Origin of the sequence: Sphingomonas sp. Leaf21, assembly GCF_916858675.1 — a bacterium.
Taxonomy (GTDB): domain Bacteria; phylum Pseudomonadota; class Alphaproteobacteria; order Sphingomonadales; family Sphingomonadaceae; genus Sphingomonas.
Genome location: NZ_CAKASM010000026.1, coordinates 39,281 through 50,475, shown reverse-complemented (window position 1 = coordinate 50,475; position 11,195 = coordinate 39,281). Strand labels below are relative to the sequence as shown.

Below are 11,195 nucleotides of genomic sequence, written 5' to 3'. Positions count from 1 at the left end.
AGGGCAGATCGCGGGCCGCGATCCCGACAAGACCATGATCGATTGTCCATATGATGGTCGATCCAAACCCATGACTGTGAAAGCCTGGGAAAAGGGTTTTCGGGATGCGCGTATCCGGAACGGCGAGCGCCGCTGATCCGCCAACGCGATAGCGGCCTGCTGCGCTTCTCGATTGGGAAGGTCGAACGGGACAAAACGAGCGGAGCGGCCTTTCCTATGCCTATAGGGGGCAGTTTTCCCGAAATCTGTTCCCGTTTGCTCTTTCCCGAAAATGTCCCGGAGAGACGAAAAAATGGGACTGCCAAATGGTGTGCCGCAGCAGCCAGTGTCACGGCGGGGGAGCGTGCAACGAATGACTTCTGATCGGGCGATGCTGCCCCTCGGTCGAGAACCGATGACTGGCCGTTCTTGGCGATAGCGGTCGTACCCGTGACCTGACCGGAACGGCAAAAAATGGTCGCAAACGGCCGCTCCATTTTTAATCGAGGCCGCCAGCGCCCCACAGCATAAGTTGGCCGTTGGGGGCAGTCGACGCGCATGCAGCCGACTTAGCGCAATCGGTCAGGAGGGGGCAGGTCGAGGGCCAATACGGGCCGCACTACCCTAAAAGTACTGAGCGCACCTCCCGCTCTACATCTGCTTACCCTGTTCGAATCCAAGCTCAGGCGTTGGACTCATCGTCCTCGCTATCCGCCGACGAAGGGGGCGTCTTTTTGCAAAACGCCGCCCAGTCACGCATGAGCAGCCGGCGTTTGTCGAGAAAGTCGGTCCGGCGATAAGCGGCCTCGACCTTATTTGAAACTGTATGGGCAAGCGCCGCCTCGGCGACCTCTCCCGAATAGTCCGTCTGCTCCGCCACCCAGTCTCGGAATGCCGACCGAAACCCATGTACTGTTACCGCGAGGTCCATGTCTCGGAGGATCTTGAGGAGCGTCATATCGGAGAGCGGCTTTTTCACGTTCTGGCCGGGAAAAACCAACTCGCTGGCGCCAACCTTGAAAGTCTTAGCGTGCTCGAACACCGACACCGCTTCGGGCGCGAGGGGCACGACATGTACTCGCCCCATTTTCATCCGTTCAGCGGGGATCATCCACAACGCTGCTTCAAGGTCGAGCTCCGACCAAGTCGCCCCCCGGATTTCTCCCGACCGCGCCGCCGTCAGGATGAGCGCTTCCAGCGCAACGCGGCCAACGGTCTCCCGCTCGCCCAGCTTCTCGAGTAATTTTGGCACGGATGCATAAGGCAGGGCCGCAAAATGGCTTTCCTTCTTGGGCTGACGAGGCAGCCCCTTGGAAAGCGACCGCATCGGCGCTTCGGTCGCGCGGAACCCGCGTGCGTAGGACCAGTCGAGAACGGTGCCGATGCGTTGCCGAACGCGGCGCGCCGTTTCCGGCTTCGTCAGCCAGATAGGAGCCAATACGTCCCGAATTACAGGGCCTTCGATTTCGCTGACTAGCCGGTCGCCCATCTTGGGGAAGGCGTAGGTCTTCAGCGTCGCGATCCACTGATCCTGATGCTTGCCGTTCTTCCACGCCTCCTTGTGTTCCTCATGGACCATCTCGGCGGCCTTGCGGAACGTCGGAATCACCTGCCGCTCCTGCTTCCGCTCGGCGACAGGGTCGATGCCTTGTGCGATCTTCTGGCGTGTGAGGAACGCGGCCTCTCTGGCATCCTTGAGAGAAACCGCTTTGAGTGAGCCCAGCCCGATATCCTGGCGTTTTCCCTTATTCTGGATTCGAAGAACCCAGCTGGCTGCCCCTTTGCCGTTGATTTCTAGAAACAGGCCGTCCCCGTCCGAATAGCGTCCGGGCTCGATCAGCGATCGAATCTTGAGCGCAGTGAGCTTTCCCATGCCACCTCACCTCAATTTTTCCCCACACTTTCCCCCACACTTCGCGTGAGATTGTGTCGGATCGAGTGAAACGCAGCGGCACCAAAAAACCGCTGGTTTCTGCGGTTTTATAGCATATTTTTGGGGGTTTTGCGAGGCCCATAGAGGGCTGAAATGGCGGAGCGGGAGGGATTCGAACCCTCGATACGCTTTTGGCGTATACTCACTTTCCAGGCGAGCGCCTTCGACCACTCGGCCACCGCTCCGCTGAATTCATGCCTGGAGCACGGGCCCCTAATGTGCTTCGGCGTCCCGCGCAAGCGATTGCGTGGGGGATCGCGCTGGGGCAGTCTGGCCTGCGATGACCATCGCGCTTCTTCTCGCCGCGCTGTTTGCGCAGGCCTCGCCCGCTCCCGCCCCCGCCGCCGTGCAGCCGGGCGACGCCCTGCCGTCCGACTGGATCGCGGTGCCCGATGACGAGGTGCTGATCTTCACGCTGGCGAACGGCAAGACGGTGACGGTCCGCCTCGCCGCCGCGCAAGCGCCCGTCCATGTCGCCAATATCCGCGCGCTCGCCCGTGCGCACTGGTGGGACCGGGGCACCAGCGTCTACCGCGTTCAGGAGAATTACGTCGCGCAATGGGGCGATGCGACCGAGAAGAAGCCGCTGCCCACCGGCATCGTCGCCAATCCCCCCGCCGAATATGTCCGCGCGGGCAACAGCGCGGTCGCGCGGCTCAGCAAGCCCGATCCCTATGCCGCCTGGGCGGGCTATAGCCGCGATGGCTGGCCGTTGGCGGGGGACGCCGCGTCCGAATGGATCCCGCATTGCTATGGCATGGTCGGCGTCGCACGCGATCTGGCGCCCAGCACGGGTACGGGTGCGGAGCTCTATACGATCATCGGTCACTCGCCACGCGGCCTGGACCGCAATATCGCGGTGGCGGGCCGCGTGATCGACGGGATGGAAGCGCTGTCCACCCTGCCGCGCGGCACCGGCGAGCTGGGCTTCTATGCCGATGAGGGGCAGCGTCTGCGGATCGTATCGGCCCGACTGGCAAGCGAACTGCCCGCCGCCCAGCGACCGCATTACCAGTATCGCGAGACGGCCTCCCCGCGCTTCGCCGCCTGGACCAAGGGGCGGGAGAATCGGAAGAACGACTTCTTCACCGTGCCCGCGGGGGGTGTGGACATTTGCGCGGCCCTGCCGCCGGTTCGCAAGGCGCCTTGAGGCGGGGTCGAAGGCCCCGGGAAAGCGCGGCGGGCAAACGGGACCGCCGAACAGGCAGCGGCCCCTTCCCCGTCACGCCGCCTTCTTGCCCGGCTCAATCCGGTTGGCGACCAGGTGATCGACCACCGCCGGATCGGCGAGCGTCGAAGTGTCGCCGAGCGCGTCGACCTGATTCTCGGCGATCTTGCGCAGGATGCGGCGCATGATCTTGCCCGAACGGGTCTTGGGCAGCGCCGGCGCGAATTGCAGCGCGTCGGGGGTCGCGATCGGCCCGATCTCGCGACGCACCCACTGGATCAGCTCGGCACGAAGCGCCTCGTCCTCCTCGACCCCGGCGTTCAGCGTGACGAAGGCGTAGATGCCCTGCCCCTTCACGTCGTGCGGCATGCCGACCACCGCGGCCTCCGCGACCTTGGCATGGGCGACCAGCGCCGATTCGACCTCGGCGGTGCCCATGCGGTGGCCCGAGACGTTGATGACGTCGTCGACCCGCCCGGTGATCCAGTAATAGCCGTCCTCGTCGCGACGGCACCCGTCGCCGGTGAAATATTTCCCCGGATAGGTGGTGAAATAGGTCTGGAAGAAGCGGTCGTGATCGCCCCAGACGGTACGCATCTGCCCCGGCCAGCTATCCGCGACGACGAGGTTCCCCTCGACCGCGCCGTCGAGCACCTTGCCCTCGGCATCGACGATCTGCGGCAGGACGCCGGGCAGCGGCAGCGTCGCCGATCCCGGCTTGAGCGGCACCGCACCGGGGATCGGCGCGATCATGTGGCCGCCGGTTTCGGTCTGCCACCAGGTATCGACGATCGGACAGCGCCCCTCGCCCACCACGCGGTAGAACCATTCCCAGGCCTCCGGATTGATCGGCTCGCCGACCGAGCCCAGCACGCGGAGCGACGAGCGGTCGGTCCTCTTCACCCAGTCGTCGCCCTCGCGCATCAGCGAGCGCAGCGCGGTCGGCGCGGCGTAGAAGGTCGCGACCTGGTATTTGTCGACGATCTGCCAGAAACGGCTGAAGTCGGGGTAGTTGGGCACGCCCTCATACATCAGCGTCGTCGCGCCGTTCGCCAGCGCGCCATAGACGACATAGCTGTGCCCGGTGACCCAGCCGACATCGGCGGCGCACCAGAAGACCTCGCCCTCGCGGTAATCGAAGACGTGGCCGTGGGTCCAGGACGCCCAGAGCAGATAGCCGCCGCTGCTGTGCAGCACGCCCTTGGGCTTGCCGGTCGAACCGCTGGTATAGAGGATGAACAACGGATCCTCCGCCCCCATCGCCTCGGGCGGGCAGTCGGCCGACGCGGCATCGACCAGATCGCCGTACCAGGCGTCGCGCCCCGACTTCATCGTCACCGCGACGCCGCTATGCTTCACGACCAGGACGTGGTCGACGACGACGCCGTCATGCTCGAGCGCGGCATCGACATTGGCCTTGAGCGGCACCGCCTTGCCCCCGCGACAGCCGCCGTCCGCGGTGATGACGATCCGCGAATCGCAATCGACGATCCGGTTGGCCAGGCTTTCGGGCGAAAAGCCGCCGAACACGATCGAATGGATCGCCCCGATCCGCGCGCAGGCCAGCATCGCGAAGGCCGCCTCGGGGATCATCGGCAGATAGATGGTCACGCGGTCGCCCCGGGCGACGCCCAGCGACTTCAGCGCGTTACCGAGGCGCGAGACCTGTTCGTGCAGTTCGCGATAGGTGATCCGCCGCTCGGTGCCGGGGGCGTCGCCCTCCCACAGGATCGCGACCTGGTCGGCGCGGGTCTCGAGATGCCGGTCGATGCAGTTGGCCGCGACGTTGAGCTGTCCGTCCGCGAACCAGTTGATCCGGAAATCCGCCTCGGCGAAGCTGGTGTCCTTGACGCTGGTGAAGGGCGCGATCCAGTCCAGCCGCGCCGCCTGCTCGCGCCAATAGCCGTCCGGATCGGTACGCGCGGCGTCATAGGCACGGGCATAGCCATCGGCCGTCATGGACGCGCTGTCGGCCCAGTCCGGTACGGGGTGAAGGGTTGCGCTCATGGCTGTCTCTCCTAATTCCGCCGACGTTTAGCAGGCGAACATGGCAAATGCCTATCGGGTCCGTGACAAAGTGATGCGCCGCAGCGACGGGCAGGACGGACCCGGGGTTCGAGAAGAAACCAAAGCGTAACGACCGCTCCGACAAAGAGATGGCGGCGTCGCGCGATATTTTGCTTCATTCAGGGCAAGATACCGGCCGCAGCCTCTGTTCCTCGCACGCAAGCAACGCTACAGCGTCATTTGCGGCGGGTTTCGAGGGGGGACGGACCGAGCATGATCGCGACTGCCCAGGGTCCGGCCGACATCCCAGCCGGGTTTGCCGCCATCTTGGCGCGCAATGGCGAGATGGGGCGGCTGATCGCGGGCTTCGACTGGCGGGCGACGCCGCTGGGACCGATCGCCGAATGGCCGCAGAGCCGGTTGACCGCGATCGGTATCGCGCTGTCCTCCTCCATTCCGATGGCGACGATCTGGGGGTCCGAGGGCATCCTGATCTACAATGCCGCCTATGCCGCCTTCTCGGGCGACCGGCATCCGGCGATCCTGGGTCAGAGGCTGGTCGATAGCTGGCCGGAAGCGGCGGTGTTCAATGCCCAGGTGATCGCGACCGTGCTGGGCGGCGAGCCGCTGGCCTATCGCGACCAGGCGATGCTGCTGGCGCATCGCGGCGTTCCGCAGCAGCACTGGCTGGATCTGGACTATACGCCGATCGCCGACGAAAGCGGACAGCCCTCGGGCATATTGGCGACGGTGATCGACAGCAGCGCGCGGATGCGCGACCGGCAGGACCGCGAGCTGGCCATCACCGCCGCACGCGAGAGCGAGGCGCGGTTCCGCAACGTCGCCGATCACGCGCCGATCATCATGTGGCTCACGCGCGCCGATGGCCACTGCGTCTATATCAACCGTGCCTGGACCGTGCTGACCGGCCTCCCGGTCGAACAGGGCCTCGACTTCAACTGGCTGAAGGCGATCTTCCCGGAGGATCGCCCCGCCGTCGAGGCCGCGTTCCGGCAGGCGACCGGCAACCGGGTGGCGTTCACGCACGAATTCCGGTTGCTGCGGCATGACGGCGTCCATCGCTGGTCGATGGTGACCGCGATCCCGCGCATCGACGACGACGGCACCTATCTGGGCATGGTCGGATCGGTGTTCGACATCGACGAGCGGCGGCGGGCCGAGGAAACGCTGCGCGACGTGAATGCGGTGCTCGAACGCCGGGTGGTCGAGGCGCTGGCCGAGCGCAAGCTGTTCGCGGACATCATCGACTCGACCGGGACCATGGTCCAGGTGCTGGGGTTCGATCACCGCTATCTGGCGATCAACCGCGCCGCCGCCGACGATCTGGAACGCATCTTCGGGGTCCGCCCGCAGATCGGCCAGGACAAGAGCGACGCGATGGGGAGGCGGCCCGAGATCCTGTCGGTGATGCGCGACCTTTGGACGCGGGCGCTGGCGGGCGAGGATTTCGCGGTCATCCAGGCGATCGACGATCTGGAGGGGAACAGGCGGCATTACGAGCTGCGCTTCAGCCCGCTCTTCTCGACCGACGGCACGCCGCTCGGCGCCTATCAGTTCGCGACCGACGTCTCGGAACGGCTGGCCCAGCAGGAGCGGCTGGCCGACATGGAGGCACAGCTTCGGCAGAGCCAGAAGATGGAGGCGGTGGGCCAGCTCACCGGCGGCATCGCGCACGACTTCAACAACCTGCTCCAGGTCGTGGTCGGCAATCTGGAGATGCTCGACCGCTTCCTGCCGATCGACGAGCATCCGCGCGCCAGGCGCGCCGCGACCAACGCGATGACGGGTGCCAAGCGGGCGGCGACGCTGACCCAGCGGCTGCTCGCCTTCTCGCGGCGACAGCCACTCGCGCCGCAGGCGATCGATGCGGTACGGCTGGTCGACGGACTGTCCGACCTGCTCACCCGGACGCTCGGCGAGCAGGTGTCGCTGGCGATCGACGCGGCGCCGGATCTCTGGCCGGTCGAGGCCGATCCGAACCAGTTGGAAAGCGCGATCCTGAACCTGGCGGTGAACGCGCGCGACGCGATGCCGCATGGCGGCACCCTGTCGATCACGATGCGCAACGCGACGCTCGACGGACTGGTGACGATGGTGGCGGGGCCGGTCCCCTATCCGACCGATCCGGGCGACTATGTCGCGATCGACGTTCGCGACACCGGCTCCGGCATGGACCGCGCGACGCTCGGCCGCGTGTTCGAGCCGTTCTTCACGACGAAGGAGGTCGGCAAGGGAACCGGCCTCGGCCTGTCGATGGTCTATGGCTTTGCCAAACAGTCGGGCGGGCAGGTGCAGATCGAGTCCCATCCGGGCCAGGGGACCTGCGTCTCGCTGTTCCTGCCGCGCCATCACGGTACGGCCGAGCCAGTAGCCGAGACACCCGCCACCCAGCGCCCGACCCGCGGAACCGAGACGATCCTGGTGGTCGAGGACGATGCCGATGTCCGCACCTATTCGACCGAGGCGCTGCGCGAACTGGGCTATGACGTGCTGGAGGCGGAGGACGGCGCGTCCGCGCTCGCGCTGCTCGAAGCGCCCGACGCTGGCCGGATCGCGCTGCTCTTTTCCGACGTGGTCCTGCCCGGCGGGATGACGGGCGCGGACCTCGCCTCGGCCGCGCGGTCGCTTCACCCGGCGCTCAAGGTGCTGTTCACCACCGGCTATGCGCGCGACGTGATCGTCCATGGCGGGCGGCTCGACGCCGGGGTGGCCCTCATCACCAAGCCGTTCGACTTCGCCGACCTGGCGGCGCGTATCCGGGCGATGCTGGACGAATGACGCCCCGTCCCCTCAGAAAGGGGCGAACGGGGGAAGAGATGCCATGCTGGTCGAGACCGGCATCGCGATCGTGCAGTGCACGCCTTCGGGGCCCAGGGCGTAGCTGGTACGCGCGCCGAGCTGATAGGGAAGCGCCTGCTCGATCAACTCGCGCCCCTGGCCGCCGCCGTCGCGCGCCGGACCCGAGGCGCGCATGTCGACTCCGCTCTCCTGCCAGTCGATATGCAGCCACGGCTTGCCCCCCTCGCCCTCGGGCTCGAGCGTCCAACGGACCGCCAGCCGACCGCCCGGCTGGCCCAGCGCGCCGTATTTTACCGCGTTGGTCGCCAGTTCGTGCAGCGCGATGGCCAGGGTGTGCACGGTCGAGGAACGGAGCCGCACCCCGGCAGGTCCGTCGAGCGTCACCCGGTCCGCGGTGCCCCCCATCGCGGCCAGCTCGGCGCGCAGCAGATCGTCGAACGAGACGCGGTCATGCTCGCTGAGTCGCGACAACAGGCTCTGCACCCGCGACAGCGCCTCCAGCCGGTCGTTGAACTGGGCATGGAAGTCCGTCAGGTCGTCGGCGGCGCGCACGCTGTCGTTCGCGATCGAGCGGACCACGCCCATCAGGTTGCTGGTCCGGTGCTGCAACTCGGCGATCAGCACGCGCTGCAGCGCATCGGCCTTGCGTCGCTCGGTCAGGTCGGAGGTGACGACCAGGAACCGGTTCGCCTGGCCATGCCCGTCGGGGAGCAGCGAGATGGTGCTGTTCGCCCAGACCAGCGTCCCGTCGGGACGGCAATAGCGCTTGTCGAGCGTGGCGGGTTGCCCCGTGGCGGCGGCCTGCCGCAGCGCCTCGACGCTGGGGGCGAGATCGTCGGGATGGGTCAGGTCGGCGACCCCGCCCGCGAGCACCTCCCCACGCGAGCGCCCGACGATCCGGCAGAGTTCGTCGTTCACCCGCAGGAAGCGGCCATCGGGCGCGACGACCGACAGGCCGACCGGCGCGGTGGCGAAGATCGCCGCGAGCTGGCTTTCGCTGTCGGCCAGCTTGATCTGCACCATTTCCTCGCGAAGCCGGATCAGTTCGGCCTGCGACGCCTTCCATTCGCTGATGTCGCGCGTCGTGGTCGCGACGCCGTCGCCCAGCTTGACCACGGTCTGGTAGAACCAGCCGTCGAACTGCTCATGGACGTAATGATGCTCCTTCTGCTCGGCGATGCCGGTTTCGGTCACGCGGCAAAAGGCGTCGAAGATGCCCTCGACGACCACGCCCGGATTACGCTCGAGCAGGCTTTCGCCGCGCACCTCGCCATATAGACGTTCGGAGCGGTGGTTGTTGAGCACCCAGCGAAAATCGACGATCTCGCCATCATCGTCGCGGATCGCCTCGAACACCTGGATCATGTCCGTCGAGGCGTCCATCGTCGCCTGGAGCAGATCGTGGCTGACCGGCTTTACGGGGTTGCGCTTACCCATCCGAACCTTTTTCATCCCTGTCGCGCGTCGAAGGCGGCCATCCCGCGCGAATGGCGCCAAATAGCAAGAACGATCGACTCCGTAACGAGTATATGTCCGGGGCACCGTGCCAGGCCGATCCGCCAGCGCGCCACGCCCGTCCTGCGTCACGCACCCGAAACGGTTTTCCGCGCGTTTGAGGCGCGGGCACGAAAGGACGGGGATGGGATCGCGGTTTCGGCAATTCTGGAGCGAGGAGGATTGGGCCTTCGCCCCGCATGAACGGCCGACCATTCCCGGATCGCCCGGCAATTTCGATCATCCCTATCGCCCCCGCATCGCCTATGGCGTCATCGCCGTCCTGATCGGGTTGACCGGCGGGCTGGGCAATGCGCTGGTCCAGGTCAACACGGTGCAGTTGCAGGGCGCGCTGGGGCTGGATCCGACCGAGATCGCCTGGCTGCCCATCGTCTATGTGATGACCAACGCATCGATCAACCTGCTGCTCATCAAGTTCCGCCAGCAGTTCGGCCTGCGGCCCTTCGCGCTGCTGTTCGCGGGGCTCTATACGATCCTGACCTTCGCGCATCTGTTCGTCCGCGATTTCTCGACCGCGATCGCGGTGCGCGCGGCGAGCGGCATGGCGGCCGCCGCGCTGTCCTCGCTCGGCCTCTATTATATGATGCAGGCGCTGCCCGCCAAATGGCGGTTGAAGGCGATCGTCCTGGGGATTGGCGTACCGCAATGCGCGACGCCGCTCGCCCGCCTCTTCTCGCCCGAACTGCTCGCCATGTCGCAGTGGCGCACGCTGTATCTGTTCGAATTCGGGCTCGCGGCGGTCAGCCTGGCCGCGATCGTGGCGCTTCGCCTTCCCCCCACCCAGCGGGTCAAGGCGTTCGAGCCGCTCGATTTCCTGACCTTCGCGCTCTACGCGCCCGCGATCGGGCTATTCTGTGCGGTGCTGGGCCAGGGGCGGCTGGTCTGGTGGACGCAGGCGCCATGGATCGGCTGGTCGCTCGCCATCGCCATACCGCTGCTCGCCGCCGCGCTCTGGATCGAGCATCACCGCGCCAATCCGCTTCTGAATACCCGCTGGCTGGGCTCGATGGACATCGTCCGCTTCGCCATCGTCACGATCATGGCGCGTGTCGTATTGTCGGAACAGAATTTCGGTGCGGTCGGCCTGCTGACCGTGCTCGGCCAGAACAACGACCAGTTCGGCACGCTGTTCACCATCGCCTTCCTCGCCTCGATCGCGGGGGTCGTGATGAGCGCGATCACGCTCGACGTGAACCGGCTGACCCATCCGGTGATGTTCGCGATCGGACTGGTCGCGATCGCCGCCTATGCCGACAGCTTTTCGACCAACCTCACCCGCGCGCCCGAGCTTTATGCCACCCAGGCGCTGATCGCCTTCTCGACCACCTTCTTCCTCGGCCCGTCGCTGTTGTTCGGGATGACCCGCGCGCTGCAACAGGGGGCGGGGCATGTCATCAGCTTCATCGCATTGTTCGGCGTCCTCAACTCGGTCGGCGGGCTGGGCGGGACCGCCTTGCTGGGCACCTATCAGACGATCCGCGAAAAGGCGCACAGCGCCGCCATCGTCCAGAATATCGATCCCACCGATCCGCAGGTGACCCAGCGGATCGCGGCGGGGGGCGGGCGCGTCGCGGGCGTGGTCGGCGATCCCACCCTGGCGCGCGCCGAAGGGGCCGCGCTGCTGTCGCAGGCCGCCACGCGCGAGGCGAATATCCGCGCCTATAACGACGTCTTCCGACTGGTGGCGGCACTGGCCGCCGCCGTCACCCTGTTTCTCGCGCTGCTGACCTGGCGACGTGCCCGGCGCACGCGCGCCGCTGCCAAGGCCTGAGC

Annotated in this window: 6 protein-coding genes and 1 tRNA gene; 3 read left to right on the top strand and 4 right to left on the bottom strand. The window is 66.4% G+C overall.

Translation table 11 applies throughout. The features are described from left to right. Positions 1-661 precede the first annotated feature (661 nt). Positions 662-1,852, bottom strand: coding sequence for a tyrosine-type recombinase/integrase (locus LRP66_RS15650; RefSeq protein WP_230483536.1), 1,191 nt, complete (start codon positions 1,850-1,852; stop codon positions 662-664). 154 nt (positions 1,853-2,006) lie between these two features. Next, a tRNA-Ser gene (locus tag LRP66_RS15645) sits at positions 2,007-2,097 on the bottom strand. A 95-nt stretch (positions 2,098-2,192) separates the two neighbouring features. On the opposite strand from LRP66_RS15645, the gene LRP66_RS15640 reads away from it, so the two are divergent. Beyond that, on the top strand, positions 2,193-3,062 hold the full coding sequence (locus LRP66_RS15640) for a peptidylprolyl isomerase (RefSeq protein WP_230483535.1): 870 nt from the start codon (positions 2,193-2,195) through the stop codon (positions 3,060-3,062). A 72-nt stretch (positions 3,063-3,134) separates the two neighbouring features. Here LRP66_RS15640 and acs read toward each other — a convergent pair whose 3' ends face one another. Next, positions 3,135-5,087 carry an acetate--CoA ligase gene (acs, locus tag LRP66_RS15635; protein WP_230483534.1) on the bottom strand — a complete coding sequence of 651 codons (1,953 nt, stop codon included), beginning with the start codon at positions 5,085-5,087 and terminating at the stop codon, positions 3,135-3,137. A gap of 273 nt (positions 5,088-5,360) precedes the next feature. Here acs and LRP66_RS15630 point away from each other — a divergent pair, with 273 nt between their 5' ends. Continuing rightward, on the top strand, positions 5,361-7,886 hold the full coding sequence (locus tag LRP66_RS15630) for a PAS domain S-box protein (RefSeq protein ID WP_230483533.1): 2,526 nt from the start codon (positions 5,361-5,363) through the stop codon (positions 7,884-7,886). A gap of 12 nt (positions 7,887-7,898) precedes the next feature. Here LRP66_RS15630 and LRP66_RS15625 read toward each other — a convergent pair whose 3' ends face one another. Continuing rightward, positions 7,899-9,344 (bottom strand): sensor histidine kinase, encoded by a 1,446-nt coding sequence (locus tag LRP66_RS15625; protein ID WP_230483532.1) that lies wholly within the window; start codon positions 9,342-9,344, stop codon positions 7,899-7,901. Between the two features lie 202 nt (positions 9,345-9,546). Between LRP66_RS15625 and LRP66_RS15620 the strand changes: the two genes are divergently transcribed. Next, entirely contained in the window at positions 9,547-11,193 is a 1,647-nt protein-coding gene (locus LRP66_RS15620; protein WP_230483531.1) for an MFS transporter, read from the top strand. Positions 11,194-11,195 lie beyond the last annotated feature (2 nt).

What these genes read in the sequence shown, in the direction of transcription:
- LRP66_RS15650 (WP_230483536.1), bottom strand. Translation starts at nt 1,852, where the DNA reads ATGGGAAAGCTCACTGCGCTCAAGATTCGATCGCTGATCGAGCCCGGA.
- LRP66_RS15640 (WP_230483535.1), top strand. Translation starts at nt 2,193, where the DNA reads ATGACCATCGCGCTTCTTCTCGCCGCGCTGTTTGCGCAGGCCTCGCCC.
- acs (WP_230483534.1), bottom strand. Translation starts at nt 5,087, where the DNA reads ATGAGCGCAACCCTTCACCCCGTACCGGACTGGGCCGACAGCGCGTCC.
- LRP66_RS15630 (WP_230483533.1), top strand. Translation starts at nt 5,361, where the DNA reads ATGATCGCGACTGCCCAGGGTCCGGCCGACATCCCAGCCGGGTTTGCC.
- LRP66_RS15625 (WP_230483532.1), bottom strand. Translation starts at nt 9,344, where the DNA reads ATGGGTAAGCGCAACCCCGTAAAGCCGGTCAGCCACGATCTGCTCCAG.
- LRP66_RS15620 (WP_230483531.1), top strand. Translation starts at nt 9,547, where the DNA reads ATGGGATCGCGGTTTCGGCAATTCTGGAGCGAGGAGGATTGGGCCTTC.